We start from the raw sequence: 23,750 nt of genomic DNA on the forward strand, positions 1-23,750 counted from the left end.
AGATTTTGGGAAAAGATTAATATAATTGGTTTTGCATAGACTTAACTCGTGAGTGAGGAAGAAATAATTGAAAAAGTTAAGAAAATGTATGAAGAAGGATTAAGTATTAGACAAATTGCTAATCAATTAGGGTTGAGTTACTCTAGGGTACGTAGAATGCTTATTAAAGCTAGGGTTAATTTCAGAGGGAAAGTGCCATATGATAAAATACAACAAATCATAGAAATGGGAAAGCAAGGTTATAGTGCAAATAGAATAAGTAAGGAGTTAAATATCAACTTTAATACTGTATTGAGAATTTTTAAAAAATATAATCTAGGTAAAAAAAGGAGAAAGTTGGATAGAAAGGAAATAGAGAAAATAAGGGAGGAGTATAATAAGGGAAACAGTATATATAGGATTGCAAAAGAACTTAACATTTCCACTAATCTTGTAGTATACCATTTAAAGAAAATGGGTTTATATAGACCTATTCATGAATCCTCTCCCACATCTGCTTAGCTAGTTTACCATCATATTTAAATACGTGTAAGAGTTCTTTTGCCTCTTCTCTTCTCCTTCTGTGTTCCTCTAAGAAACTATTTAATTTATCTATTAATAGCTGCTTTAACTCTCCAGTTAACATCTTACCAGATCTATACTCCTCCTCAATCTCCTTAATCCTATTATCATCTTCCTCAAAGAAGTAATATAACCACTGGAAGGGAACATCAATTTCTGGGTTCCCACCATATTTCCTGTGCAACTCTATTGTGGGCTGTCCCCCTGAAAACGCATATTTCATGATTTTCCTTTCCACAGTCTTAGGATCATCTACAAGGTATATTGCGGTCTCTGGATTTGAAGAACTCATCTTACCCTCTGGTCCTGTAAGTGGAGGAAGGAATTTGCTATGTATCTGTGCAGCCTTGTAGTATCCAAGGCTTTCCGCTATATCCCTTTGCAGTCTCCAATAAGGATCTTGATCTATACCAGCCGGTATTAAACATCTTTTCTTTTCAAACATTGTAGGAGCTATCTGTAAGGCTGGGTAAAATATAAGACCTATATTTGAGGACACGTCTAAGCCAAAGGTAGCTCTCACTTCTGAAAAAGTCAACTTCTTTGCAATTTTTACTGCTATAGGATACATATTTCTTATATACTCGGTATCTTGAAAGATGAATGTTTTATCGGGATTAAAGCCAACCGCAATAATATCTAAAATGTTATCATAAGCCCAACTCCTAGTCTGGTCCAATGTATATTCTGGATTTCTCATGAACTTTTCGTCATCTGTTATCTCAATATATAGATTAACATTAAATTTATCTTGTAGCCATTTAGTGAATATGAATGGTATTAGGTGTCCTATGTGCATACCTAAGGAAGGTGCTCTTCCAGTATATAGGAAGAACCCTTTACCTTTCTCGTAATCATTTAGAACTAAATCTAGATCTCGATGAGAAAAAAATACGTTTCTCCTAAGCATGACATGCAATTCCCCAACTAAATTCCTCATTCTTTGTTTCAGTTCTTCTGTAATCTTTTGAGTGCCAAATTGAACAATTAATTTATCATAATCCACTTTACCCTTAACTTCCCAAGGAGTTACAGTAAATTCATCTGGCATTGTAGTATGAAAATACATGAAAATATAAAAGGTTAAAATTAAGTGAAATAAGGGTTTTAGGAGTTAGATTTGGAGGCTAATCCAGCACCAACAGGTAGATCTGGGAACTTCTCCTTCATTCTCTGCTCCGCAACAACAGAAGCTTCTTCCAATATCTTCCTTGCCTCCGGTGAAGATGTTGCTGCATAAGCTCCCATACCTGTGAACTCTCCAGACTCGGTAACTATCTCTTGTAGTCCTTCTCCTAATTCGGCGAGTTCTAACGAAACTTCTGGCATTATACCTTTCAAGGTAGACTTTAATTCACTAACAACTCCTAATACTGGGATTAAGTTTACAAATACATCCCCTAATTCAGTTACTGTCTCTAATCTGAGTTGTACCTGTTCCAAGGCAATTTGGGTTGTTAACAACTGTCTGGAGATCTTTCTGATTTCTGCTACCTCATTAGCGTACATTGCCGCCCTTTGCGTATCCTTAGACATTTGTGCTTCTACTACTCTCTCAAATAATATTTTATCCCTTTCTTGCATTCTAGAAATATAAGCGTCAAGCCTACTAATCATGGAGCTAATTTTATAGTGAGCGTTAACTAATCTATACTTTAAAGGCTCCTTAGAGCCCTTTATTTTAAATCTCTCCTGCTCATAACCCCAAATCTTTTGGAAATCTTTTCCGAGCATGGCTAATATATAACTTACCTCATTAACTCTTATAAGATCAAACACATTATGTGAAGAGTTTAAATTATTAGAATCTAAAATAAGTAATATGCCAAACACGTTCATTAAAGAAGATGAAGATCCGGAATACGACATCTTAATATCAGCTAATGACGTGGTAATATACTTAGATCTTAGATGGAAAGAACTAGAATATAACAGGGTTAGTATAAATACTGATGGAAACAAGATTTATGTAACTGACTCAATGAATAATCGAGTAATCAAAGTGATATCGTTACCAATAAGAATAGATCCATTAACCTTAACTTATAAGCATAAGAATGGAATATTTATATTGCAAGGCAATAAGTTAAACTAGATGACAGAGGAACTTTACCTAAAAGACTCTTATATTAAAGAATTTGAGGGAAGAGTAGTTAAGATAGAAGATAGCTACGTAATGCTCGATAAGACTGCTTTTTACCCGGGAGGAGGAGGTTTAGAGAACGATACTGGAATTTTAATAAATGAGAGAGGAGAGAAGATAAATGTTACTGAGGCAAAAAGAGGAGAGAACGGGGAGATTTTACATAAGATAGATCAAAATGCTTCTCTTAATGTTGGCGATAAGGTTATAGGCAAAATAAATTGGGAACGAAGATATAGAATGATGCGATTACATACTGCCTCGCACATAGTTGCTGCATTAGCTTATAGTAAGTTCGGAGCTTTAATAACTGGAGGGCATATAAGTCCAGAACAAGCTAAGGACGACTTTAATGTTGAAAGTAAAGATACTCTTATTGAGTTAATAAATGAAGCTAATGAAATAGTCAAAAAAGGGATAGAGCTGAAAATCTATTTTTTACCTAGAGAAGAAGCTCTAATGATACCAGCGATAGTGAAACTAGCTGGGAGAAATCCACCGCAAATTCCAATATGGCGTATTGTAGAGATACCGGGAATAGACATACAAGCTGACGGCGGACCTCACGTAAACAATACCACGGAAATAGGAGAAATAGTACTACTTAAGGTTGAAAATAAGGGAAAAGGGAGAAAGAGAGTTTATTATACTGTTAAACCATAGGGAATTTATTTATTAGCTCGATCAGCATAAGTATTTTTGTGTCATTAATTGTTAGACTTGCTAAGTTTGCCGTAGTTGGTGGATTAGGGACAATTGTAAACGAGGCCATTTACGTTTTAGCTTCTAAGGCTATACCAATTGGAGTCTCTTTAGCCATAGCAATTGAGATTTCACTTATCTTTAATTTCGTCCTAAATGATACATGGACATTTAAAGATAGGAGGAGTAATTCGTACCTTAATCGTTTATTAAAGTTCCATGGCTCTTCCTATCTTGGAAATATAGTCCAATACGTGGTCGCATTAGTTTTATTAATATATTTACTACACGTTGCTTCCATCTCTCAAGCGGTATTTATATTGTTCTTTAGTAAACTTACTACCTCAACATTTATCTTAGTTTTAACAAATTTCATTGGTATCCTGTCTGGATTTTTAGTAAGATTTATAACTAGTCTAAAGTACGTGTGGGCTTAACTCCCCTTTTCAGATATGATTTCATTTAGGGTATGAATCAACTCAATAACATCATCCTTTAAAGCTATTCTGGCGTGAGTATTCCTTAACCCTAAAAAGTTACTAGCATCCCTAATATAGCACTTACATCTTCTAATTAGTTCGTCATTAATTAAGCTAGAGGGAATCTTAAATTCCACCAGGAAAAACGGTGCATAGGATTTGTACATTTTGAACAACTTCTTCGTATTTTCTAATTTATAATAAATTTCTTTTACTTTACTTCTGCTACTCGCAAAGAAAGACCTTATTTCCTTAGCATTTAAGTTAGATACAACATAATAGGTTATGGAGTTAATTCGCCAGATTGGAGCAAGTCTTTCCAATTCCTTACTCTTATGTCCTAGTGAAAAACCAAATCTTAAGCCTGGAATTGCAAGACTCTTCGTAAATGAGTTTATGATTATCAAATTAGAGAATTCGTTAACTAGTCCAGACGCACTCTCAGCCAAGCTTATATCAATAAACGACTCATCTAAAACAAGTTCGTTGTTCTTATCTTTAAGAAAGTTCTCAATTTCATTTAATTTGATTACAGACCCAGTAGGATTATTTGGGTTGCTAGCTATTATTCGACCAGGCTTTAATTTGAAAACAAATTCGTCTTCGCGCTCCTCAGCAAAATAATAGCTACGAAATTTATATTCACTATAATTAGGCTGTGGAACAGTGAAGTTATCATCAAGCACATTAATGATCTCGGAAGCACCATTGAATACTCCTACCAAATCCTCACTGACTCCGTAAATTTCCCCAATTACGCTCTTTATCTCTCTAAGATTTTGAGGGGGATAATATGTATATATTTTAAGCCTTACAGCTTCATTAATTAATTCTTCAACGAACTTGGGAACACCTAACGGATTAAGATTTACGCTAAAATCCTTGACGTTTAAGTCTGGTTTTCCATTTCTCCAAGAATATCCTCCATGTTTCATAGTTCCCTCTCTTCAAAATAAGCTGTGATCACATTCTTTTCAGCTCTCCTTATAATTTCACTTAGGCTTGATGGGCTAATGTTCAGCTTTTTAGCCAAGTCTTTTAATCCTATTCTTCTAGGATAGTCAAAAAATCCAGCTTCTAAAGCAATCCTAAGTATTTGCTCCTGCCTTGCAGTTATTGCATCCTTTTTCTCAGCTTTCACGACTTTTAAAACTCTAACCTCTTTTGTAATGCCTATTAGCGAATTAAGTAATTCCCTCAGCTCTGTATAACCGTTTAATATTAAGGTCCATAGGATTCCATCATCTGTTAAAGCACCGTTCATTATAATATATTGAGACAAGACCTTAATGAATTCAGTTGATATGTAATTTGTACAAATGAATTTATACTTTGAAACCTTAATAGGTTCTTCACAAACTTGCTTAGCGTTTGTCTCGTCTCCACGTACTTCAATAAGCAGCTTACCTTTCTCCCCATCAACTCTGATATCGAGAATGTTGATTGTAATCTTGTTAGGAATAAATTCTGGGAACTGAAGTACATTAGGAGTTTTTATTACGACGTATAACAGCATTACATAATTACCTCTAAACTTATACTACTTAAACTTATCTACTAACGCTTAAATTCAGCACTCAAGACCTTCATTCACCTTTCATAAACTACGAGGTTCATCATTACGAGAATTATAGCCTTCGAGTAATTTAAGCCATACAAAAAGAACTAGAATTAAAAAATATTGTATGCGGCCGCCGGGATTTGAACCCGGGACCTCCTGCGTGGCAGGCAGGCGTCCTAATCCAGGCTAGACTACGGCCGCACTGTTTAATAATGAGAACGGGAAGGTATTTATTTTTTTCTTTAGTAACCAGGAGTGTGGACAACAATTTCATTCATTTGGAATATTTACATTTATTATCACTCCCCTATCTGGCAAATATACTGGAGCGTAAAGCGCGTTATAAGCTAGGAAGAACACCGATAACCACCTCGTGAGCGTGAACCTATTAGTGTTCCACGGGAAGTGAAAATCCATTGAGGATATCCTGTGTTTTAAGCTTCTGAACCCTTGTTCTGCGTAGTCCCTCTCGTTGAACGTTACCCTCTTGTGCTCCACGTTTAGCCAAGTGAACGCGTTATAGATTGTTGCCCCATCGTGTAGATAGATTACCTTATCTATCCTCGTTTTGAGCACTTTCTCAGCCTCCTTTTCCGCATTCTTCACGTTGGTCAAGACTATTAGTACGTGCACTCCACTCCTCAAGCTCGTCACCATGAAGAAGGGTATTGCACCCGTCTTTACATCCCTCACAATCCACACGTAATAATACTGCCCCTTAATTACCATAATTTTAGTCTCGTCTACCGCATAAAAACCACTAATTGGCACTACGTACTTAATGCAGCTCAACCTCCTCAAGTAGTACAACAAGGTAGAATGAGGCAAAGAAGTCCTCCAAGAAGACAAACCAGAGAGATAACTAGCCAAAGCCGAGGCTATTACCTCACTAGAGTAAAACCTAGGCTTAAGATTAATATACTCCATTAAAACTAATATCACTTGGGTGAGCACGGGAACTCTCCACCTAGTTCCCGTAGTATCACCTCCAAGTAATACTCCCGTGCTCACCCTAAAAAGGTATTACGTCGCATTCTATTTATAGAACACGAACAGTTCATATAATTTGTTTTGAATTAACAAAATTGTTGTCCACACTCGTAACCAGCTTCTCAACATTTTTAAGATCGTAAGTTAATCTGAGCTTTTCTCAGAGAGTTTTAAAAACACATTATAATTTTTCTCTTGTTCCTCCATATTACTAAGTTAAAGTAAACTGAATTAAAATATATGAGAGGAATTTTTAGTCAATATAAGTTTTATATCCATGAAGATAAAGAAGAACAAAATAGAATCTAGTCGACAGGTAGCCGGGCAGGGATTCGAACCCTGGTCCCAGGGGCCAAAGCCCTGGATCCTTGACCACTAGACTACCCGGCTAATTCTATACTACTCCAACTTATCATTTAAGCTTAACGCTTAATTTATACTGATCTCTCCCATTTTTAGATAAGTAAGGAGAGACTTGGGGGAAAGATTTATAAGGAAAGAAATAGAAAAGTTTAAAAGGTTTACTATTCGTGGCTGTATATAATTGGGGTGTTGTATTTGTCTGAAGAAAATAAATCTGTATCTACTCCTTGCCCTCCCGATAAAATTATATTCGATGCGGAGAGGGGGGAATATATTTGCTCTGAAACTGGAGAAGTTTTAGAAGATAAAATTATAGATCAAGGACCAGAATGGAGGGCATTTACTCCAGAAGAGAAGGAAAAGAGAAGCAGAGTTGGAGGACCTTTAAATAATACTATTCACGATAGGGGCTTATCCACTCTTATAGACTGGAAAGATAAGGACGCAATGGGAAGAACCTTAGACCCTAAGAGAAGACTCGAAGCGTTAAGATGGAGAAAGTGGCAAATAAGGGCTAGGATACAAAGTTCTATAGATAGGAACTTAGCACAAGCTATGAATGAATTAGAAAGAATTGGGAACTTACTGAACTTGCCAAAATCAGTTAAGGATGAGGCTGCACTAATCTACAGAAAAGCAGTAGAGAAAGGGTTAGTAAGAGGAAGGAGTATAGAAAGCGTTGTAGCAGCTGCCATATACGCAGCATGTAGAAGGATGAAGTTAGCTAGAACTTTAGATGAGATAGCTCAGTATACTAAGGCAAATAGGAAAGAAGTAGCTAGATGCTATAGACTATTACTTAGAGAGTTAGATGTTAGTGTGCCGGTAAGCGATCCAAAGGATTACGTAACTAGAATAGCTAACTTGTTAGGTCTAAGCGGAGCTGTTATGAAAACAGCTGCCGAAATTATAGATAAGGCGAAGGGTTCTGGTTTAACTGCTGGTAAGGATCCAGCTGGCTTAGCCGCAGCTGCGATTTATATAGCGTCATTATTACACGATGAAAGAAGAACCCAAAAAGAAATAGCGCAAGTTGCAGGCGTTACTGAAGTTACTGTGAGAAATAGGTATAAAGAACTTACACAAGAACTAAAAATTTCAATACCTACTCAATAACTAGAATGTTAGATTCCGCATATCCCATTTTTATTAAGATTTCCCTAACTTTTTCTTTATGATCTCCTTGAATTAGTATTTTACCATCTTTTACTGTACCTCCTGCTGCTAACTTGGATTTAAGTTCAGAAGCTATTTTTTTAAGTTCAGAATCATTACCTCCTATTCCTTCTATTATTGTGACTTCCTTTCCGTATCTTCTTTTTTCAACTTTTATTTTAATAAATTGTTCTTCCTTTGAAAGTTGTTCACATATGTCTGGTGGAAGACCACCACACAGATTTTCTGCCATTCTCAAAAATTATCTTTATATACACTCCCCTTTTAATCTTTCTATCGTTTTTTGTCAGATAAGCTTATAAATGTTACCGTTAAGTAAATGTTGCTATGGCAGTCTATAGATGTGGTAAATGCTGGAAGACGTTTACAGATGAACAATTAAAAGTATTACCAGGTGTTAGATGTCCATATTGTGGTTATAAAATAATATTTATGGTTAGAAAGCCTACTATAAAAATAGTTAAAGCGATCTAGATTTATAAACCGTTGCAGCGGTTTCCAGAATTATTCTAGAAGCTAGTACACTAGTTATACCTGAAGTGTCATAAGAAGGAGAAACTTCAACAACATCAAATCCTATAACTCTTTTATCTGCAATTAAGTTAATTATATCCAATAAAGTAGATGGGTCTAATCCATCTGGCTCTGGTGTTGCAACACCAGGTGCGTAAGCTGGATCTATCCCATCCATATCAAATGAGATATAGAGCGATTTACATTCTTGTATTGAGGTAATTATTCTTCTTGAAGTCTCCTTAACCCCTAAAAGTCTAACTTGCTGAGGTGTAAAAAATGTTATCCCCTTTTGTCTAGCGTATTCTATTTCCTCCTTACTAACTGCCCTAGTTCCCACTTCAATAATTTTGACGCCATATTCAGATATCCTCCTCATAACACAAGCGTGATCGTATCTATATCCCATGTATTCATCTCTTAAATCTAAATGCGCATCAAAACTAACTAAACATAATCCTTCTCTTTTCACTCCTTTTATCACTCCCGCAGTTATCGTGTGCTCCCCACCTATGGAAATAGTAATTTTCCCGTTTTCGTGGAAATAATTTATCACACTTGATATCCTACTTATGTTCTCCTCAACATTTGAAGGATGTAGAATTATATCACCTACATCATTGAAACCTATTTCCCCCATATCCACATCATTCCTTATTGAATAAAATTCAATATATTGAGCTGATTCTCTTATTGAAGATGGGGCAAATCTACTACCTGGCCTATAGCTACTTGTAATGTCCATGGGTATTCCAATTATTACAAAGGGTGATCTTTCCTTGTTAAATCCAGCAAATTTCCTACTATTCTCATTTAAATAAAGTAATCTTCCGTCACTCACTCGCTAATTTTGGTCATAGAACTTTATAAACTTGTTGTAATGTTAGAGAGTTGTGAGTGAAGTAATAGATAAAGTGTTGGACTTAGCTAAAAGAAGAGGAATATTTTGGTCATCGTATGAAATTTATGGAGGAGTAGCGGGATTCTACGATATAGGACCTATAGGTGTAAAGATTAAAAATAGAATAGTAGAGTTATGGCGAAAATATTTCGTGAAGGATAACAGTGACTTTGTAGTAGAAATAGAAAGTCCAATGATAGGCCCTGCTAAAGTGTTTGAAGCCAGTGGTCATGTGGAAAGTTTTACAGACCCTATCGTTGAGTGTAATAATTGTAAAAGAATATATAGGGCTGATCATTTAATCGAAGATGTATTAAAGAGAAGCGTAGAGGGTCTTAAGCCAGAGGAACTAACGAGGATAATAAGGGAAAACAATATTAGATGTCAATATTGTGGGGGAGAGTTAGGAGAAGTAAGATTGTTCAATTTACTTTTCACAACCAACATAGGTCCTTATACTGGTAATTTAGGTTACATTAGACCAGAGACAGCTCAAGGAATGTTCACTGCATTTAAACGTGTATATGAGGCTACTAGACAAAGACTACCTATTGGAATAGCTCAAGTAGGGAGAGTGGGTAGAAATGAGATCTCACCTAGACAAGGATTAATAAGAATGAGGGAGTTCACCATAATGGAGGTAGAGTTTTTCATAGACCCAGAGGATAATAATATTGAAAACATACCATTACATAGATTTAAGGAGACTAAGCTCAATATTTTGACTGCGAGTGAAAAGGAAAATGATGGTAAACCACAAGAGTTTGATTTAGAAGAGAGTGTAAGAGAGAAGATCATTATCCAACCTTGGATGGCATATTGGATGGCTGTAGCATCGAGTTTTGTCAAAGCGCTAGGTATTAACGAATTTTATTTTGAAGAGAAGTTACCTTACGAAAGGGCACATTATTCTAAACAGACTTTCGACCAAATCGCTGTAATTAATGGTATGAAGGTTGAGATTTCTGGGCACGCATATAGAGGAGATTACGATTTATCAAGGCATATGAAATATAGCGGACAAGATTTGACTATTTTTAGAAAATATAAAGAACCTAAAACGATTAAAAAGAAGACTGTCATAGTAAACAATACGAAATTAAAGGATAAGGAACTAAGAAAAAAAGTTATGGAGCTATTAAATGGGAAATCCGCTGAGGAAATTGAGCAAATGATTAGGAATAATGTGACGATAGATGGCAAACCTTTAGGTGAATTCATAAGCATTGTTGAGAGAGAAGAGAAGGTTCATGGTGAGCACTTTATACCACATGTTGTAGAGCCATCATTTGGCGTTGAAAGGACGTTATTCCTAACTATACTGAGCGCATATAGGGAAAAAGAGGGTAGAGTTTTGCTATCCTTGCCTAGACATCTAGCGCCTTATGATATTGCAGTTTTCCCACTTCTGGAGAGGGAAGAACTAATTAGGAAGTCAATGGAAATACGAGAAAATCTTTCCGAAAAATACGAAGTACTATACGATGATTCTGGAAGCATTGGAAGAAGGTATGCTAGAGCTGATGAGATTGGAATACCTTTTGCTATTACAGTTGATCCTCAGACATTACTAGATAACAGCGTAACAATAAGGGATAGAGATAGTTGGAAGCAAGTTAGAGTTAAAATAGATGACCTTAAGATTTCATTGGAAAAGTTATTTAGAGGAGAAGTCTTTAATAAGATTGGAATTGAGGTGAATGATAGTAATGAGTAATAACGAGAATGAAAAAGAAGAAGAGAAAAAAGTTGATATAAAAACTCTTGTTAGCGTTATACCTCCAGCCTCAGCATTAAAGGGGAGTAAAGCTCCACCGAAAGAGAAAAGAATCAAGATCAGAAAAAGAAATGATGTTGATAAGGGGTTTGCGATAATTTCATCTAAACTAGCTAAAGATCTAGGGATTACTAATGACGTTGAAATATCAGTTAAAGGGAAAAGAATCAAGTTAAAGGCCATATTGCAAGAAGAGATACCTGAATTAGAAGTCTGGGCTAATCCCCAAGATCTGGTTACACTAGGTATAGAGGATAATAGTACGGTAACTGTGAGGGCTTCTAAATGAATGAGAGTGATATGGCAATAAGTAGAGTATTATTTGATTTTGAAACGATAATAAATGATCATACTGAGTACTTGAACGAGCTAGAGAATTTGGTGGCTTTCCCCGAACCCGACATAGGAAAAGCCACTAGACTGGTTAGAAGAATGAGAAGAGTTAGAAAAGAACTCTTCCAAGGATTAGAAGTTATAATCCAAAATATAGATAAAACAAGTGATACCAAGATTAAAGAGGAGGCACTTGGTTTAATTAATTATTTGGTAATAGTGGGATTAAAGGATGAAAAAGAGCTTCTAAATAGCCTAAATAATTATTTGAAAGATAAGGGAGTAAATATGGAAATAGATAAGGATTTGGAGCAAATAGACAAGATTATGAATAGTATGTCACATCTTAATTTTTAAACTTTAATGACTGTTTTAAATCACAATGAGCGAAGGAATTGCTACACTTGCAATAGAGGAACAATTACAACAAATATCATTAAAATTATTGGACGAAACTAGAGTTTTGTATGAGTTCTTATCTAATAACAATAATGTAAATGCTATGCAAATTTATTCCAAAGTAAACGGAATAAAAAACGATATAGAGGTTAGTAAATACAGACTTGGTGAGTACATTTTCAAAATTAGAGAAGGATTATTAGATAAGGACTTGTACATAGAAATATTGAATAATTTAGAGAAGGTCGCACAAAACTTAGACGCCGCAACATATAGGCTAAGTGTTATGCTATCTAAGCAAATGAATATCGATGACGTGATAAATAGATTACTTATAGTTATCTGCGAAAAGATAATTACATCGATCACCTACTTCATAGAGGCGTTAAGATTATTGTCTGTAAATCCAAAGAATTCCTATGAAAATGCTCGTAACGTAATAAAACTGGAACAAGAAATAGATGAACTATATAGGAGTCTAGAATTAACACTGTTCGAAAGGAAACTTGTTGACTTCTCCTACATAATGTTGCTAAAAGATATAGCTGATAGATTGGAAGATAGTGAGGATCTGCTGAAGAGTTCTGCTGACAATATAACCTATATCGCATATGAGAGGATGTAGATGGTAAAAGCCTTATTGGTGGGATCTAAGGTATTAATCCCAAATGTAGATGAATCAAGATACATTTATTCAAACGGTTTCTATGGAAAGCCAATAGGAATTTCTAAGCCGAAGGGCCCTAAAGATATAATTAGACCTCTAGAATTATCATTAATTGAAAGCGTCTATCTGGCCAAAAAGGGTTTAATTAGAGTTATCGATAAAAATGGTGAAATTCTTGAATATGAGAAACTATATGAATATAGTTCTAAAATAATAAATAAATTTGATATCATGTACAGAGTTTACGAAGACTTGAGGGAAAAAGGATTCATAGTTAGATCTGGAGTAAAATATGGAGCAGATTTTGCAGTATACACGTTAGGACCTGGATTAGAACATGCACCTTATGTGGTTATTGCAGTGGATATTGACGAAGAAATTACTCCTCATGAGTTATTGAGTTTTGGGAGAGTCTCCCACAGCACAAGGAAAAGATTAGTACTGGCTCTAGTAGATCGCAAAAGTGAAAGTGTAAGATACATAATGTTTAAATGGGTCAAAATGTAAGTTTAATATGATTGTCTAAAAGTTTGGGGGTTTAAGTAATTTGAAGAACGGAAATAGAGGCTTTGAAAGACAGCCCTCCTTTAGTGATGAACAGAAGCCAATGCCTTTAGGGGATAAGTGTAATTACTTGTGCCCATATTTCAGATGTAATAAGAGAGCATTACTAATACAAGTAAAATATACTAAAGGCAATCCATACAAAGTGGGCTATTGCAGATGGGTGGGGGATGTATGTATAACTGGTGAATGCCAATACGCTTATTGTGAGAAGAGAGCATTACTGCCTGGTAATAAATGTGCATTTGCCATAAATAAGAAGAATGAGAGGGATAATGAGATTGAAAAAGAACTTGAAAAGGAAGATTACGATGACAAAATGAAGGAGATAATATCAAAGAAATTTGGCAAAAAAGGATTAGATGTACTATAAGACTATTTTATTGATAAGATAAGAATTACATTTATTTTATCCTATCCTTTCCATCTCTTATATATGTCATGCTTTATTCCCAATAGATCTAAAGCCTTACCAACCACGAAGTTAATCATATCATCAATACTTTTTGGTAAGATGTAGAAAGCAGGAGAAGCTGGCATTATGAGAACACCTAATCTAGCTAGCTTTAGGGCATTTTCGAGTTCTATGGCACCTAATGGAGTTTCTCTAATTACCAAAACTAACTTCTTGTTTGTTCTGATGAAATTTAATGCCGTTCTGGATAGAAGATTCGATCCAATTCCATTTGCAATTTCTGCAAGTGTTTTAATACTACATGGAATAATAATCATACCTCCTACAGTTATTGAAAAACTTGAACTAGAAGGTGCAGCTTCGATCTGGGATTGGATATATATATTAGAGGAATACTTCTTTAACTCTTCAATTAAATTTATACCTAGCTCCTTTTGCGCTACTTTCTCTGCACTCTTAGAAATTATAATATGCGTCTCATAACCGAGTTCATTTAGAAACTGGACAGTCCTAATACCATATATTGTTCCACTTGCGCCACTTATTCCTATAATAACCCTCTTTGCTTTTTCCCTCCCGCTCTTTGTTCCTGCTTCCTTAGCCAATCCGCCAACCATTGTTGATAACACCTATTACTACAAAAAACCCACGGTTTATTATTACAACATGTTTTAACTACTATTGGATTTTCTTTTATAATAGTACCGCACCAACTGCACTTCAACGTAACCGTATTAGTATTTAATTGTAACGGCATATCTATCAATCGTAGTTGCTATAAAAAAACCTTGTCCACGTTCACGATTATAAAAGTTAATTTATAAGTGAGTTATATCATTTTAGATTATGGAAGTTAAAATTAAGCAAGTAGATGAAGTTAAGATAAGTAGATACATAATTAAGGAAACAATGGAAGATTGGTACCAATTTGTAGAATCTGATGTGGTAATTGTAGGAGCTGGGCCATCTGGATTGTCCGCAGCCTATTACTTAGCTAAAGCGGGATTAAAGACACTAGTATTTGAGAGGAGGTTAAGTTTTGGTGGAGGAATCGGCGGAGGGGCAATGTTGTTCCACAAATTGATAATAGAAAAACCCGCAGACGAAATCCTAAGAGAAGTTAATGTAAGGTTGAAGGAAGTAGAAGAAGGAGTCTATGTTGTGGATTCAGCTGAATTCATGGCAAAATTAGCAACTGCTGCAATTGACGCAGGAGCTAAAATAATTCATGGAGTAACAGTGGATGATGTGATATTTAGAGAGAATCCTTTACGAGTAGCTGGAGTGGCAGTGGAGTGGACAGCAACACAAATGGCAAGCCTTCATGTAGATCCAATATTTATTTCAGCTAAGGCTGTAGTTGACGCAACTGGTCATGATGCTGAAGTGATTTCTGTCGCAGCGAGAAAAATACCAGAATTAGGAATAGTTATACCTGGTGAAAAATCAGCATATAGTGAAAGAGCCGAGGAATTAACAGTAATTAACACCGGAAAGGTAGCTGAAGGACTTTACGCAGCGGGTATGGCGGTTACTGAGGTTAAGGGATTACCTAGAATGGGACCAATATTTGGAGCTATGGTACTTTCTGGTAAAGCGGTTGCGGAGGAGATCACTAAGGATCTGCTAAAAAGTGAAATAGGAACTTAGCGTAGCGATAACGTTTAAAACAGTAAACCTTAAATTGATACGTATTTTTAAAAATGGTGAAATAGAATGGAGTCTCAAGCTAAAGTGAAGATCTCAGATAAGGCAGAAGGAATTATAGAAAGAGATGTACAAAATGCTGTTATAGGAAGACGTGAAATCTCATTAAAAGTTTATCACATGGGTAGTGGAACCCCATCGAGGAAAGACATAATAAAGGCAATAATTCAAGCTTTTGGTTCCCAAGAGAACCTAGTAGTAGTTAGAAAAATATCTACAAGCTATGGAGCTGGTATAAGCAACGTAAAATTACATATTTATAAATCCCGTGAGATATTAGAGAAAATCGAGCCAAAATATTTATTAGATAGAGATGCTGGAACTAAACAAAAGAAAGGAGGAAGCAAAGGTGGCCAAGGAGCAAAAGGTTAAAGCAATAGTAAGAACCTATTACGTAATTGAAGGGAATAAGGTTAAGCTAAAAAATAAGAAATGTCCTAGATGCGGAAGTATAATGGCTCACCACTTAAAACCAAATGAGAGATGGTCTTGTGGAAAATGTGGTTACACTGAGTTTATAGGCACTTCAAAGAAAAGATAAAATATGTTAGTACTGGGTATCGAGTCTACCGCCCATACTTTCGGAGTAGGAATAGCAAAAGATCAACCACCCTACATATTGGCAAGCGAAAGGGATACTTTTGTTCCCAAAGAGGGTGGTATGAAGCCTGGAGATCTACTAAAACACCATGCTGAAGTCTCAGGGACAATACTGAGAAGAGCCCTAGAGAAAGCTAATATTAGTATAAATGATATTAATTATATAGCAGTAGCTTTAGGACCTGGTATAGGACCGGCATTAAGAGTTGGTGCTACACTAGCAAGAGCGTTATCGCTAAAGTATAATAAGAGATTGGTACCAGTGAATCATGGCATAGGACACATTGAAATAGGGTATTTAACAACTGAATCTAAAGATCCTTTAATCTTATACCTCTCAGGTGGAAATACAATAATAACTACCTTCTACAAAGGGAGGTTTAGAATTTTCGGAGAAACATTAGATATTGCGTTAGGAAACATGATGGATGTATTTGTAAGAGAGGTGAACTTAGCACCACCATACATTATTAACGGGAAACACGCAATTGATATTTGTGCAGAAAGAGGAAGCAAATTACTTAAATTACCTTACGTTGTTAAGGGTCAAGATATGTCATTTTCTGGATTACTTACAGCAGCGTTAAGGTTAGTGGGAAAGGAAAAGTTAGAAGATATTTGTTACTCAATAAGGGAAATAGCATTTGATATGTTATTGGAAGCTACAGAAAGGGCACTGGCACTTACCTCAAAAAAGGAGTTAATGATAGTTGGAGGAGTAGCAGCTAGTGTAAGTTTGAGAAAAAAGTTGGAGGAGCTAGGAAAAGAGTGGGACGTACAAATTAAAATAGTGCCGCCAGAATTTGCGGGAGATAATGGGGCGATGATAGCCTATGCTGGTATGTTGGCTGCATCAAAAGGTGTATTTATTGATGTTGACAAATCGTACATAAGACCTAGATGGAGAGTAGACGAGGTAGATATTCCTTGGAGAAATTAAGGTTAATTAAGCGTGGTGCAGAATCCAACATATATGAAGGATATTTTTTGGGTATTCATGCAATATTTAAACAAAGAATTAAGAAAAGTTATAGAAATCCAGAACTAGATCATAAAATCAACTATGAAAGGACAATATTAGAGGCTAAGATAATTTATACTGCGCTTAAAAACGATGTGAATGTACCTGCAGTGCTTTTTATAGATCCTAATAATTATTTATTGGTAATTGAATATATAGAAGGGGAGATAGTTAAGGATCTAATAAACGCAAATAATTCTGTCCAATCATTATCTAAAATAGGAGAAAGAATAGGGGAACTTACGGGAAAGTTACATAGTATAGGGATAGCTCACGGTGATCTAACAACTAACAATCTCATCCTAAGTTCTATAAATAACGATATCTTTATAATAGATTTTGGTTTATCAAGGAGAACTCAAGATGAAGAGGATCTTGCAACGGATTTTCATGTATTTCTAAGATCTTTAGAAAGTATACATTCTGACTTTAAGGATATTATCTACAATTCATTTGTGGAGGGTTACAGAACAATCATGGGTGGAAAGACTGACGAAATATTAGAGCTAGTAAAGGATATTAGGATGAGGGGAAGATATGTTGAGGAGAGACGTAAGAATAGGAGTGGTAACGAGTAATGAGAATAAGTTTATGGAATTAAAAGAACTTGCTAAGAGCTTTAATATAGAGTTAGAACAGTTGAAAGGAGAGAAAATAGAAATACAAAGTGATAATTTAGAGGAAATCTCTAAAACAGCTGCATATCTAGCATATTTGACCTTCAGAAGACCATTAATAGTAGATGATAGCGGGTTATTTATAGAAACCTTACAGAATTTTCCTGGTCCCTACACAAATTTTGTTAAGAACACAATTGGACTTAAAGGTATACTAAAATTGCTCGAAGACGTAAAAGATAGGTCAGCGTATTTCATGACTGTACTGACGTTTACTGACGGAAAAATAATTAAAACATTTAATGGTATCGTAAAGGGAGTTATTTCTGAAGAGATTAGGGGTAATTCAGGTTTTGGATTTGACCCCATATTTATCCCAGAGGGAGAAAAGAGAACTTTTGCAGAGATGTCATTGGAGGAGAAGAATAAATACTCACATAGGGCGAGAGCGTTTGCTAAATTTGCTGATTTCTTAACGAGCTATCTTGAAAAAGCATAAAATAAGTAGTTCTTGAAATAAACTATTTATACCTTAAAGTTTCTTTTATACTATCCTCATTTAGGTCTTCATAGTATTTCTTGTAATAGTCTTCAATGTATTTTAAATCATCTTCAGTAAGACTTGGTAAATTTTCTACTTTTACATATTCCTCCAATTCGCTTATCGAAGTTATATTAGGAATCACTGTGGACACATTCTTATTGGATAGAATAAATTTCAGAGCCAATTCAGATAATTTCATTCCTTTAGAATTCGCAAACTCCTTTAGTTTTAAGCTTTTCTTAATTCCTTCATTTAGCCATTTGCTATCCTTTAACGATCTATGCAGTTTAGGATCAGAAATCAATGGCCATTTATCTTCAATTAAAACATCAGAAGCATGAGGTACCCTTATTACATGTCCTATTTTCTCGTATTTCAAAAACTTATTCCCTGGCCTTTGCTCAATAATATTATATATGTACTCTAAGCTTTCGTATCCCGTATTTATGGCCTCAATTCCTTCCTCCTCCCAACCTAATGTGGGACCTAATGCAACACCGTACATTCTTATTATCCCATCTTTCTTTAACGATCTAAGAAAAGATATGATCTCTGGATTTTTAATGACATTAATCTTAGGATTGTGAATCATAAGTATGTCAATATAGTCTGTTCTTAATCTTTCTAGGGACCTCTTTAGAGCAAATTCAAGATAGGGTATATCAAATCTTTGTCTTATTTTACCTCCCTCTTTATGATAAAAATCGTACCCTATCTTAGTTAGTATCACTATATCGTCTCTCTTAGTCTCTAAAACTTTTGCAATAATTTCCTCACCCTTACCCTCTCCGTAAGTATCTGCAGTATCGTAAAAGTTAATTCCAAGTTCATACGCTTTTCGTAATATATCCTCTGCCTTATTTGTATCCGCACCCCACCAATCAGTAACTAAGCTCCATACTCCAATCCCTATTTCAGATGTTGCAATATTAGTATCACCTATGCGTCTGTAGAGCATGTAATATCAACCATTATTATCATTGCATTTTAAATAATAAAAATAAAGATGATAGTGATGCGAGTTAAGGTAAACGAAAAGCAATTCGACATGATTATTGATAAACTTAAACTAATGGTCTACGAGTATAACACAAAGATAAAGGAATACGGCGTCTACCTAAAACCTTATCATATTGTTTATAAAAATAGTAAGAGATATATCTATATTGGAAAATATTGGTACAAATTAGAGAAAATTGGGGGGAAGTTAAAATGGATATATCTTGGCAAGACCAAGCCTATAGAGAATATGCCAAATCCTCCGCAGATACCGGAATCGACTATAATAAAAGAAGACAATGAATACATAGTAGACGAGAAAATATTATATGATCTCGAATGATAACATCTTCTTAATCTCTTCTTCCTTTAATCTCAAGCTTTTTGCATTAGCTATGCTTACTATATCCTCTGTATCGAGACGTATCAGTTCTGCTAATGCTAATGCCAATGCGGGATTAAATGGAGAACTCATGAATACTAGCTCTGAGCTCTTCCTAGCATTAACCCTAGCCATTCTATACAAGCTAGCTAGTGCCTCGTAAGTATTATTTACGTTAAGCATCTTTGAGTACTGAGTTCGTCTTAAAATATCAAGTATTTCAGTATTACTTGTAGAAGAAGAGAGATCTTTAAGTATCTCAGTACCGATTTTACAAACAGTATTCTCTACTGTTTTGTGTTTGATTGCAAATGATATTGAGTAGTAATCCTTATAATAGCATATTATGTTTTCGGCAAGACTTTTCCAATCACCCTTAAAACCTTCTATGATCTCTGATAGTTTCTTTATGAAATAGATATCAAGTAACGATAGAAGATAGGATATATTTTTACCTTGCCCATCCTTGATAGCATATGAAAGAGCGTTAGCGTATATATTTCCCTTAAAACTGTTAGTTAATTCCTCAAGTGAAGATGGTATTTGATCGAAGTATTTTTTGAAAAATCTTATTTTATTACTATTCCCATTTCCAGTACCATTAACTATACTAACTATTATATTTTTCAATTCATCTAAAGATAACATGTAAATATATAGGTCAACTATATTATACGTCACTCTAAATATTGAGAAATAATTTCTTATCTTTTCCAATAGTATAAGAGATCTAGACTTAAGCATGAATTCAAAATCTTCTATACTAGCTGGTTGTTCCTCAATTATTCCCCTTTCTTTAAGTAGTGAGGCAACATTATTCCAACTTTCGCTACTTATTAATTCATTAACTAAACCTTTTGTTAATAACGAGACCTTTTGTGTTCTAGAGATTGAATGTATAAAAGAGTAAATCGCATAACTCATTTAAAGACACCTAATAGTTGCCTTATAACCTCGTTCACAACTTTATCAATATTCTTCTCAGCTTCCTTCCTTATCTCATCCAATTGTTTTTCTCGCTCAGAGACATATTTATTTCTTATTTCGTCTAATTGCCTTTTTTTCTCTTCATTTAATAATTTTTGAATCTCACCCAACGATCTCTCAGCAGTTGCCCTTAATTCGGAAAGATAAGAGTCTGAAAGGGTGATTAATCTTTTACTGTCATCTGCTATCTCTCTTTTTATTCTCTTTATTTCATCCTCAAACTCTATTATTGCCTTAGAGTACGCGTTAAACTTAACTTCACTCATCAAATATACTCCACTAACAGTACCTTATATTGATTTTCTTCCCCTAATAATAAAACCCGTATGCATAATACCTATATTTCTAGGCCTTACAGCGTTCTCCTTAACTTGATACTCTCTCAATATAAGTTCTTCCACATGAATATCTATAATTCCAGAATTCTTCATTGCAAAATATGTTTTCTCAATTTGATTTACCGTAGGAACGAATACAATTATTGTAGATGAAGGTTTAAGAGGTTCATAAAGCTTTGGTATGGCATTCCATGGATCGGGCATATCTAAAAAAATTGCATCTGCCTCCTTCTCATCTATACCTTCCCTTATATCCTTCAATTTGAATACTATCTTATCTTGAACACCTAACACATTTGCATTAAATTTAGCTACTTTTTGCATATCTTCTCTTACATCATAAGTATAGATCTTAGCGTTCTCACTTAAACTTAAGGCTAATGAAATTGTTAGAAATCCAGATCCAGTTCCAGCTTCAATCACTGTCTTTACTTGATTTAGTGAAAGGGTAGTTAAGATGTATCCTATATCTTTAGGATACAGAACTTGCGAAGGCCTCTTTAGCCCTTTGGAGTAGAGATCTTGTATAGTAGGTTTTAGTAAATAAGCTTTAGCGCCAGTTTGCAAGGTTAGTGAGGAACCATACTCAAGACCTATTAAATTATCGTAAAATATTGCTCCTTTGTCAGTATCAAGCCTTTTACCTCTTTCCAGTTTGGAAATATACGCTCTTTTTGGATCTATCCAAATTACTACTGGATCTCCCTCATTTAATGGCATCATATAATAGGAAAAATAGTGAGTTAAGTATCTTTCTACTTGACAAAAAATGCATCAGCTTTGGTGTCTTATATCACTCTATCAAAAATACCAGCCTTCATCATCTACTCTTCTGTAGTTACCCATAGTTCTTTCCGTATAAAATCACCTATTGCTGCTCTTATGACTTCACTTCTAGAACCATATCTACCTGTATTAACTAATTCATCTATTGCTTCCAAAAACTGCTCTGGTAGTTTTACCGTTATTATTTTCATAGAAACTCAGATAGCATAGTTAATTTTATAACATTTATAAGAGTTAGCCCGGTAATGTAGACCATAAATGATTAAAATATACTGTGCCAATGTCTATAAGATATTTGTGATTTGAAAATAGCCCCGTCAATACATCATTATTCTTTATGACTAGGAGGATAGAGTCAGAAGTAATTATGCCACTGCCGAATAAAGATTGAGCTCTCTTAACTTGAGCTGAGGGAATGTCAGGTAAACTAATGCTTTTATCCACTATTATTTTAGTTTCTGCCTTAAGCGAGTTGGCCTTTAATATATCTACAATATCACTTCTCACAAACTCTTGATAGGATATTGCAACCAGATATGTCTTGCTGTAATCCTTTAGTAGCCTTAACGCATTATCCATAATGTTATCTCTTGGTATAACAACTATGTTATATGCCATATTAGAGGAAAAAATACTGGATATCGGCTCAATGAATTGTTTTTCAAATTCATCCAGTTTCTCTTGGAAAGTAATTTTAATCTTATTCCAAACGTCTCTTAAAGGAATTGCCTCATAAACAGCAGGCCTTTTATCTATCTTTATAACCCACCCTCTACCTTCAAGTTTAGATAAAATATTATATACTTTAGTGTATGGTAAGCTTAACTTATTTGAGACCTCTCTTGCAGTTGCTCTTCCATATATTAAGAGATATGAATATACCTTTAATTCCGATTTTGATATTCCAAAAACTGAAGCAAACTTCGATACTCTGCTAATGGTCTCTTCTAATAATTCAGATGACATCTATAATTTATTAGGCAGAATTGGAATTTAAAACATAGTGGGTAAGAGATGGGTGGAGCTTCAAAGAAGCCTATTTCAACAATGGAAAAGAGATTAAAGAAAGAGGCTGAAAAGCAACAAAAGGCAGAGGAAAAGAAGAAAGGTCCATCAAAAACTGGAAAAGAGATAATTAGTAGGGCAGTAACTATAGATGAAGAAACTAAGAAGAGAGTTCTAGACGAAATAAAGAAAGAGAGTATTATAACCCCATATGCCTTAGCTACAAAATCGGGAATAAGCATAAGTGTAGCTAGAAAAATACTAAAGGAATTAGAAAATCAGAATATAGTTAAGTTATATTCTAAGAATAGAAGATTGGAAATATATATTGCTGCGTCTTAAAATCTATTCCTCTTCTAGTGTAGAAGCAGATCTCTTCTTCACCTCACCCTTAATCTTTTTTACACCTTTACAAAGACCATTTATAATTGGTTCTAGATAAGTTAATGATGTCTGTTTTGACGATGATGTTAAGATTGAGCTTTCAACGAACAATATACTGTCATCTTCCTCAGCTTCCTTACTTATCAAATTATCTGGAGAGGTAATGAAAGTCGGTGAGTAGCCTATAATTTCTCCCTCTTCATCCTCTATACTTTCCCCTACTATCAAATAAGGTATTCCGTTCTCTATAGTCCTAGCAATTGCAAGATGTTTTATAACTTGCTGCTCTTTTCCCAAGGCTTTCATAGTACCTATAACAATTTCTGAGCCTCCCATAGCTAAAAGCCTACTGATCTCCGGCGAGAAAATATCGTCCTCAGCGATAATACCATATCTCCTATCAAGAACTACATTAACTGGTTCTTTCCCTGCTGATATTCCTAGCCTTATATCCTTATCAGACAGCACGGTTTTCCTATATTTCCCTATGATCTCCCCTTGTGGTGATATTATGAGTGAAGTCAAGAATATTTTAGGACCAGCTTGTTCTAAAATAGGCCCAACTATTACATGAACTTCCCCATCCATAGCGAGGTTTATTAGAGTATCAGTATTATTACCGGGAATTTTCTCTGCGAGATTTTTAATGAAACTTCTTAGCTTCTTGTCATTATCGTATATTTCAAACATATTTCCAGAAGGGAACAGCGATGGCAGTATAACTAATTTTGCACCTTTATCTTTAGCTTGCCTTATTAGTTTTTTGGCTTTCTCTAGATTGTGTTTCCTTGATAATTCTTTAAGCCTTAAATGAACTAAAGCTATAAGCATAAACT

General features: G+C 34.9%; 36 protein-coding genes and 2 tRNA genes. 20 read left to right on the plus strand and 18 right to left on the minus strand.

The features are described 5' to 3' along the window. Positions 1–48: 48 nt before the first annotated feature. The gene (gene cbp1, locus J5U23_RS14425) at positions 49–501 is read left to right on the plus strand and encodes a CRISPR DNA repeat-binding protein Cbp1 (RefSeq protein ID WP_218266484.1); all 453 of its coding nucleotides are present in this window, start codon (positions 49–51) and stop codon (positions 499–501) included. Here the strand turns inward: cbp1 and J5U23_RS14430 are convergent. Both J5U23_RS14430 and cdvB1/B2 read right to left on the minus strand, forming a co-directional pair. Then, positions 470–1,612 (minus strand): tryptophan--tRNA ligase, encoded by a 1,143-nt coding sequence (locus J5U23_RS14430; RefSeq protein WP_218266485.1) that lies wholly within the window; start codon positions 1,610–1,612, stop codon positions 470–472. The genes cbp1 and J5U23_RS14430 overlap by 32 nt on opposite strands. A gap of 56 nt (positions 1,613–1,668) precedes the next feature. Further along, entirely contained in the window at positions 1,669–2,430 is a 762-nt protein-coding gene (cdvB1/B2, locus tag J5U23_RS14435) for a cell division protein CdvB1/B2 (RefSeq protein WP_218266486.1), read from the minus strand. Between cdvB1/B2 and J5U23_RS14440 the strand changes: the two genes are divergently transcribed. Genes J5U23_RS14440 through J5U23_RS14450 form a run of 3 tightly spaced genes read left to right on the plus strand, consistent with a single transcriptional unit; the run spans position 2,384 to position 3,843 of the window. Further along, positions 2,384–2,656 (plus strand): hypothetical protein, encoded by a 273-nt coding sequence (locus J5U23_RS14440; RefSeq protein WP_016730877.1) that lies wholly within the window; start codon positions 2,384–2,386, stop codon positions 2,654–2,656. The genes cdvB1/B2 and J5U23_RS14440 overlap by 47 nt on opposite strands. Further along, positions 2,657–3,367 carry an alanyl-tRNA editing protein AlaXM gene (alaXM, locus tag J5U23_RS14445; RefSeq protein ID WP_218266487.1) on the plus strand — a complete coding sequence of 237 codons (711 nt, stop codon included), beginning with the start codon at positions 2,657–2,659 and terminating at the stop codon, positions 3,365–3,367. Between the two features lie 38 nt (positions 3,368–3,405). Continuing rightward, on the plus strand, positions 3,406–3,843 hold the full coding sequence (locus tag J5U23_RS14450) for a GtrA family protein (RefSeq protein ID WP_218266488.1): 438 nt from the start codon (positions 3,406–3,408) through the stop codon (positions 3,841–3,843). Here the strand turns inward: J5U23_RS14450 and J5U23_RS14455 are convergent. The 5 genes from J5U23_RS14455 to J5U23_RS14475 form a co-directional block, all read right to left on the minus strand. Beyond that, positions 3,840–4,820, minus strand: a complete 981-nt coding sequence (locus J5U23_RS14455; protein ID WP_218260910.1) for an aminotransferase class I/II-fold pyridoxal phosphate-dependent enzyme — start codon at positions 4,818–4,820, stop codon at positions 3,840–3,842. The genes J5U23_RS14450 and J5U23_RS14455 overlap by 4 nt on opposite strands. Further along, positions 4,817–5,401 carry a helix-turn-helix domain-containing protein gene (locus J5U23_RS14460; protein WP_218266489.1) on the minus strand — a complete coding sequence of 195 codons (585 nt, stop codon included), beginning with the start codon at positions 5,399–5,401 and terminating at the stop codon, positions 4,817–4,819. Before J5U23_RS14460 ends, J5U23_RS14455 begins: the two co-directional genes overlap by 4 nt. Before the next feature lie 170 nt (positions 5,402–5,571). Further along, positions 5,572–5,647 (minus strand) — tRNA-Gly (locus J5U23_RS14465). 69 nt (positions 5,648–5,716) lie between these two features. Continuing rightward, on the minus strand, positions 5,717–6,373 hold the full coding sequence (locus tag J5U23_RS14470) for an IS6 family transposase (protein ID WP_218267557.1): 657 nt from the start codon (positions 6,371–6,373) through the stop codon (positions 5,717–5,719). 380 nt (positions 6,374–6,753) lie between these two features. Beyond that, positions 6,754–6,826: transfer RNA gene (locus J5U23_RS14475), tRNA-Gln, on the minus strand. 159 nt (positions 6,827–6,985) lie between these two features. Between J5U23_RS14475 and J5U23_RS14480 the strand changes: the two genes are divergently transcribed. Beyond that, entirely contained in the window at positions 6,986–7,915 is a 930-nt protein-coding gene (locus J5U23_RS14480) for a transcription initiation factor IIB (protein ID WP_009988715.1), read from the plus strand. On the opposite strand, the gene yciH is transcribed toward J5U23_RS14480, so the two are convergent. After that, entirely contained in the window at positions 7,905–8,207 is a 303-nt protein-coding gene (gene yciH, locus J5U23_RS14485) for a translation initiation factor (protein ID WP_218267558.1), read from the minus strand. The two genes, J5U23_RS14480 and yciH, sit on opposite strands and share 11 nt — an antisense overlap. Before the next feature lie 95 nt (positions 8,208–8,302). Between yciH and J5U23_RS14490 the strand changes: the two genes are divergently transcribed. Continuing rightward, entirely contained in the window at positions 8,303–8,449 is a 147-nt protein-coding gene (locus tag J5U23_RS14490) for a DNA-directed RNA polymerase subunit P (protein ID WP_009988725.1), read from the plus strand. Here the strand turns inward: J5U23_RS14490 and speB are convergent. Further along, positions 8,436–9,329 (minus strand): agmatinase, encoded by an 894-nt coding sequence (speB, locus tag J5U23_RS14495; RefSeq protein ID WP_218258775.1) that lies wholly within the window; start codon positions 9,327–9,329, stop codon positions 8,436–8,438. The genes J5U23_RS14490 and speB overlap by 14 nt on opposite strands. A gap of 52 nt (positions 9,330–9,381) precedes the next feature. On the opposite strand from speB, the gene glyS reads away from it, so the two are divergent. The 6 genes from glyS to J5U23_RS14525 are packed head-to-tail and all read left to right on the plus strand — an operon-like array spanning position 9,382 to position 13,502. Then, positions 9,382–11,106, plus strand: coding sequence for a glycine--tRNA ligase (gene glyS, locus J5U23_RS14500; RefSeq protein WP_218266490.1), 1,725 nt, complete (start codon positions 9,382–9,384; stop codon positions 11,104–11,106). Continuing rightward, positions 11,090–11,455 carry a hypothetical protein gene (locus J5U23_RS14505; protein WP_218266491.1) on the plus strand — a complete coding sequence of 122 codons (366 nt, stop codon included), beginning with the start codon at positions 11,090–11,092 and terminating at the stop codon, positions 11,453–11,455. Before glyS ends, J5U23_RS14505 begins: the two co-directional genes overlap by 17 nt. Further along, positions 11,452–11,856: a hypothetical protein gene (locus J5U23_RS14510; RefSeq protein ID WP_218258778.1), complete on the plus strand. Its 405-nt coding sequence runs from the start codon at positions 11,452–11,454 to the stop codon at positions 11,854–11,856. The genes J5U23_RS14505 and J5U23_RS14510 overlap by 4 nt, the downstream gene beginning before the upstream one ends. 25 nt (positions 11,857–11,881) lie before the next feature. After that, a complete protein-coding gene (locus tag J5U23_RS14515) occupies positions 11,882–12,523 on the plus strand; it encodes a phosphate transport regulator (RefSeq protein WP_218266492.1) in 642 nt (213 codons plus the stop codon). After that, positions 12,524–13,072 (plus strand): tRNA-intron lyase, encoded by a 549-nt coding sequence (gene endA / locus J5U23_RS14520; protein ID WP_218258780.1) that lies wholly within the window; start codon positions 12,524–12,526, stop codon positions 13,070–13,072. It abuts the gene before it with no gap. Between the two features lie 40 nt (positions 13,073–13,112). After that, positions 13,113–13,502, plus strand: a complete 390-nt coding sequence (locus J5U23_RS14525; RefSeq protein WP_012711647.1) for a hypothetical protein — start codon at positions 13,113–13,115, stop codon at positions 13,500–13,502. A 41-nt stretch (positions 13,503–13,543) separates the two neighbouring features. Here J5U23_RS14525 and J5U23_RS14530 read toward each other — a convergent pair whose 3' ends face one another. Together J5U23_RS14530 and J5U23_RS14535 are read right to left on the minus strand one after the other, a co-directional pair. After that, a complete protein-coding gene (locus tag J5U23_RS14530) occupies positions 13,544–14,161 on the minus strand; it encodes a UbiX family flavin prenyltransferase (protein WP_218266493.1) in 618 nt (205 codons plus the stop codon). Beyond that, positions 14,092–14,301 (minus strand): TRASH domain-containing protein, encoded by a 210-nt coding sequence (locus J5U23_RS14535; protein WP_012711649.1) that lies wholly within the window; start codon positions 14,299–14,301, stop codon positions 14,092–14,094. The genes J5U23_RS14530 and J5U23_RS14535 overlap by 70 nt, the downstream gene beginning before the upstream one ends. A gap of 89 nt (positions 14,302–14,390) precedes the next feature. Between J5U23_RS14535 and J5U23_RS14540 the strand changes: the two genes are divergently transcribed. From J5U23_RS14540 to J5U23_RS14565, 6 genes are all read left to right on the plus strand, one after another. Then, complete coding sequence (locus J5U23_RS14540) at positions 14,391–15,194, plus strand: sulfide-dependent adenosine diphosphate thiazole synthase (RefSeq protein WP_218266494.1); 804 nt, start codon at positions 14,391–14,393, stop codon at positions 15,192–15,194. 66 nt (positions 15,195–15,260) lie between these two features. Further along, a complete protein-coding gene (locus tag J5U23_RS14545; protein ID WP_218258783.1) occupies positions 15,261–15,623 on the plus strand; it encodes a 30S ribosomal protein S24e in 363 nt (120 codons plus the stop codon). Further along, a complete protein-coding gene (locus J5U23_RS14550) occupies positions 15,565–15,792 on the plus strand; it encodes a 30S ribosomal protein S27ae (protein ID WP_015581307.1) in 228 nt (75 codons plus the stop codon). Before J5U23_RS14545 ends, J5U23_RS14550 begins: the two co-directional genes overlap by 59 nt. Before the next feature lie 3 nt (positions 15,793–15,795). Then, the gene (gene kae1, locus J5U23_RS14555) at positions 15,796–16,791 is read left to right on the plus strand and encodes a KEOPS complex N(6)-L-threonylcarbamoyladenine synthase Kae1 (protein ID WP_218266495.1); all 996 of its coding nucleotides are present in this window, start codon (positions 15,796–15,798) and stop codon (positions 16,789–16,791) included. Then, positions 16,752–17,450, plus strand: a complete 699-nt coding sequence (locus tag J5U23_RS14560; RefSeq protein WP_218266496.1) for a Kae1-associated kinase Bud32 — start codon at positions 16,752–16,754, stop codon at positions 17,448–17,450. The genes kae1 and J5U23_RS14560 overlap by 40 nt, the downstream gene beginning before the upstream one ends. Continuing rightward, on the plus strand, positions 17,410–17,988 hold the full coding sequence (locus J5U23_RS14565) for an XTP/dITP diphosphatase (RefSeq protein WP_218266497.1): 579 nt from the start codon (positions 17,410–17,412) through the stop codon (positions 17,986–17,988). The genes J5U23_RS14560 and J5U23_RS14565 overlap by 41 nt, the downstream gene beginning before the upstream one ends. Before the next feature lie 22 nt (positions 17,989–18,010). Here the strand turns inward: J5U23_RS14565 and J5U23_RS14570 are convergent, their stop codons facing one another. Further along, a complete protein-coding gene (locus J5U23_RS14570) occupies positions 18,011–18,991 on the minus strand; it encodes an aldo/keto reductase (RefSeq protein WP_218266498.1) in 981 nt (326 codons plus the stop codon). Positions 18,992–19,039: 48 nt separating this feature from the next. On the opposite strand from J5U23_RS14570, the gene J5U23_RS14575 reads away from it, so the two are divergent. Further along, on the plus strand, positions 19,040–19,375 hold the full coding sequence (locus J5U23_RS14575; protein WP_218266499.1) for a hypothetical protein: 336 nt from the start codon (positions 19,040–19,042) through the stop codon (positions 19,373–19,375). Here the strand turns inward: J5U23_RS14575 and J5U23_RS14580 are convergent. The 5 genes from J5U23_RS14580 to J5U23_RS14600 all read right to left on the minus strand — a co-directional run bounded on the left by J5U23_RS14580 (position 19,358) and on the right by J5U23_RS14600 (position 22,491). Beyond that, positions 19,358–20,338 carry a V0D/AC39 family V-type ATPase subunit gene (locus J5U23_RS14580; protein WP_218266500.1) on the minus strand — a complete coding sequence of 327 codons (981 nt, stop codon included), beginning with the start codon at positions 20,336–20,338 and terminating at the stop codon, positions 19,358–19,360. The two genes, J5U23_RS14575 and J5U23_RS14580, sit on opposite strands and share 18 nt — an antisense overlap. Next, positions 20,335–20,667 (minus strand): hypothetical protein, encoded by a 333-nt coding sequence (locus J5U23_RS14585; protein ID WP_218258790.1) that lies wholly within the window; start codon positions 20,665–20,667, stop codon positions 20,335–20,337. The genes J5U23_RS14580 and J5U23_RS14585 overlap by 4 nt, the downstream gene beginning before the upstream one ends. A 24-nt stretch (positions 20,668–20,691) precedes the next feature. After that, positions 20,692–21,462 (minus strand): tRNA (adenine-N1)-methyltransferase, encoded by a 771-nt coding sequence (locus J5U23_RS14590; RefSeq protein WP_218258791.1) that lies wholly within the window; start codon positions 21,460–21,462, stop codon positions 20,692–20,694. Positions 21,463–21,563: 101 nt separating this feature from the next. Next, positions 21,564–21,716 carry a ribbon-helix-helix domain-containing protein gene (locus J5U23_RS14595; protein WP_012711661.1) on the minus strand — a complete coding sequence of 51 codons (153 nt, stop codon included), beginning with the start codon at positions 21,714–21,716 and terminating at the stop codon, positions 21,564–21,566. 43 nt (positions 21,717–21,759) lie between these two features. Further along, positions 21,760–22,491, minus strand: a complete 732-nt coding sequence (locus J5U23_RS14600) for a TrmB family transcriptional regulator (protein ID WP_218266501.1) — start codon at positions 22,489–22,491, stop codon at positions 21,760–21,762. A 48-nt stretch (positions 22,492–22,539) separates the two neighbouring features. Here J5U23_RS14600 and J5U23_RS14605 point away from each other — a divergent pair, with 48 nt between their 5' ends. Then, positions 22,540–22,872, plus strand: coding sequence for a 30S ribosomal protein S25e (locus tag J5U23_RS14605; protein ID WP_218258793.1), 333 nt, complete (start codon positions 22,540–22,542; stop codon positions 22,870–22,872). A 3-nt stretch (positions 22,873–22,875) separates the two neighbouring features. On the opposite strand, the gene J5U23_RS14610 is transcribed toward J5U23_RS14605, so the two are convergent. Further along, positions 22,876–23,745 carry a carbon-nitrogen hydrolase family protein gene (locus J5U23_RS14610; RefSeq protein ID WP_218258794.1) on the minus strand — a complete coding sequence of 290 codons (870 nt, stop codon included), beginning with the start codon at positions 23,743–23,745 and terminating at the stop codon, positions 22,876–22,878. Positions 23,746–23,750 lie beyond the last annotated feature (5 nt).

This window comes from Saccharolobus shibatae B12 (assembly GCF_019175345.1).
In the GTDB taxonomy this organism is placed as follows: Archaea; Thermoproteota; Thermoprotei_A; order Sulfolobales; family Sulfolobaceae; genus Saccharolobus; species Saccharolobus shibatae.

What these genes read in the sequence shown, in the direction of transcription:
- J5U23_RS14600 (WP_218266501.1), bottom strand. Translation starts at nt 22,491, where the DNA reads ATGTCATCTGAATTATTAGAAGAGACCATTAGCAGAGTATCGAAGTTT.
- J5U23_RS14460 (WP_218266489.1), bottom strand. Translation starts at nt 5,401, where the DNA reads ATGCTGTTATACGTCGTAATAAAAACTCCTAATGTACTTCAGTTCCCA.
- J5U23_RS14505 (WP_218266491.1), top strand. Translation starts at nt 11,090, where the DNA reads ATGATAGTAATGAGTAATAACGAGAATGAAAAAGAAGAAGAGAAAAAA.
- J5U23_RS14535 (WP_012711649.1), bottom strand. Translation starts at nt 14,301, where the DNA reads ATGCCGTTACAATTAAATACTAATACGGTTACGTTGAAGTGCAGTTGG.
- J5U23_RS14595 (WP_012711661.1), bottom strand. Translation starts at nt 21,716, where the DNA reads ATGAAAATAATAACGGTAAAACTACCAGAGCAGTTTTTGGAAGCAATA.
- alaXM (WP_218266487.1), top strand. Translation starts at nt 2,657, where the DNA reads ATGACAGAGGAACTTTACCTAAAAGACTCTTATATTAAAGAATTTGAG.
- J5U23_RS14540 (WP_218266494.1), top strand. Translation starts at nt 14,391, where the DNA reads ATGGAAGTTAAAATTAAGCAAGTAGATGAAGTTAAGATAAGTAGATAC.
- J5U23_RS14580 (WP_218266500.1), bottom strand. Translation starts at nt 20,338, where the DNA reads ATGAGTTATGCGATTTACTCTTTTATACATTCAATCTCTAGAACACAA.
- J5U23_RS14545 (WP_218258783.1), top strand. Translation starts at nt 15,261, where the DNA reads ATGGAGTCTCAAGCTAAAGTGAAGATCTCAGATAAGGCAGAAGGAATT.
- J5U23_RS14470 (WP_218267557.1), bottom strand. Translation starts at nt 6,373, where the DNA reads ATGGAGTATATTAATCTTAAGCCTAGGTTTTACTCTAGTGAGGTAATA.
- J5U23_RS14455 (WP_218260910.1), bottom strand. Translation starts at nt 4,820, where the DNA reads ATGAAACATGGAGGATATTCTTGGAGAAATGGAAAACCAGACTTAAAC.
- J5U23_RS14530 (WP_218266493.1), bottom strand. Translation starts at nt 14,161, where the DNA reads ATGGTTGGCGGATTGGCTAAGGAAGCAGGAACAAAGAGCGGGAGGGAA.
- J5U23_RS14550 (WP_015581307.1), top strand. Translation starts at nt 15,565, where the DNA reads ATGCTGGAACTAAACAAAAGAAAGGAGGAAGCAAAGGTGGCCAAGGAG.
- J5U23_RS14575 (WP_218266499.1), top strand. Translation starts at nt 19,040, where the DNA reads ATGATAGTGATGCGAGTTAAGGTAAACGAAAAGCAATTCGACATGATT.
- J5U23_RS14565 (WP_218266497.1), top strand. Translation starts at nt 17,410, where the DNA reads ATGTTGAGGAGAGACGTAAGAATAGGAGTGGTAACGAGTAATGAGAAT.
- J5U23_RS14440 (WP_016730877.1), top strand. Translation starts at nt 2,384, where the DNA reads ATGCCAAACACGTTCATTAAAGAAGATGAAGATCCGGAATACGACATC.
- J5U23_RS14570 (WP_218266498.1), bottom strand. Translation starts at nt 18,991, where the DNA reads ATGCTCTACAGACGCATAGGTGATACTAATATTGCAACATCTGAAATA.
- J5U23_RS14590 (WP_218258791.1), bottom strand. Translation starts at nt 21,462, where the DNA reads ATGATGCCATTAAATGAGGGAGATCCAGTAGTAATTTGGATAGATCCA.
- yciH (WP_218267558.1), bottom strand. Translation starts at nt 8,207, where the DNA reads ATGGCAGAAAATCTGTGTGGTGGTCTTCCACCAGACATATGTGAACAA.
- endA (WP_218258780.1), top strand. Translation starts at nt 12,524, where the DNA reads ATGGTAAAAGCCTTATTGGTGGGATCTAAGGTATTAATCCCAAATGTA.
- cdvB1/B2 (WP_218266486.1), bottom strand. Translation starts at nt 2,430, where the DNA reads ATGTCGTATTCCGGATCTTCATCTTCTTTAATGAACGTGTTTGGCATA.
- kae1 (WP_218266495.1), top strand. Translation starts at nt 15,796, where the DNA reads ATGTTAGTACTGGGTATCGAGTCTACCGCCCATACTTTCGGAGTAGGA.
- J5U23_RS14515 (WP_218266492.1), top strand. Translation starts at nt 11,882, where the DNA reads ATGAGCGAAGGAATTGCTACACTTGCAATAGAGGAACAATTACAACAA.
- J5U23_RS14510 (WP_218258778.1), top strand. Translation starts at nt 11,452, where the DNA reads ATGAATGAGAGTGATATGGCAATAAGTAGAGTATTATTTGATTTTGAA.
- J5U23_RS14430 (WP_218266485.1), bottom strand. Translation starts at nt 1,612, where the DNA reads ATGCCAGATGAATTTACTGTAACTCCTTGGGAAGTTAAGGGTAAAGTG.
- J5U23_RS14585 (WP_218258790.1), bottom strand. Translation starts at nt 20,667, where the DNA reads ATGAGTGAAGTTAAGTTTAACGCGTACTCTAAGGCAATAATAGAGTTT.
- J5U23_RS14605 (WP_218258793.1), top strand. Translation starts at nt 22,540, where the DNA reads ATGGGTGGAGCTTCAAAGAAGCCTATTTCAACAATGGAAAAGAGATTA.
- J5U23_RS14610 (WP_218258794.1), bottom strand. Translation starts at nt 23,745, where the DNA reads ATGCTTATAGCTTTAGTTCATTTAAGGCTTAAAGAATTATCAAGGAAA.
- J5U23_RS14490 (WP_009988725.1), top strand. Translation starts at nt 8,303, where the DNA reads ATGGCAGTCTATAGATGTGGTAAATGCTGGAAGACGTTTACAGATGAA.
- J5U23_RS14560 (WP_218266496.1), top strand. Translation starts at nt 16,752, where the DNA reads ATGGAGAGTAGACGAGGTAGATATTCCTTGGAGAAATTAAGGTTAATT.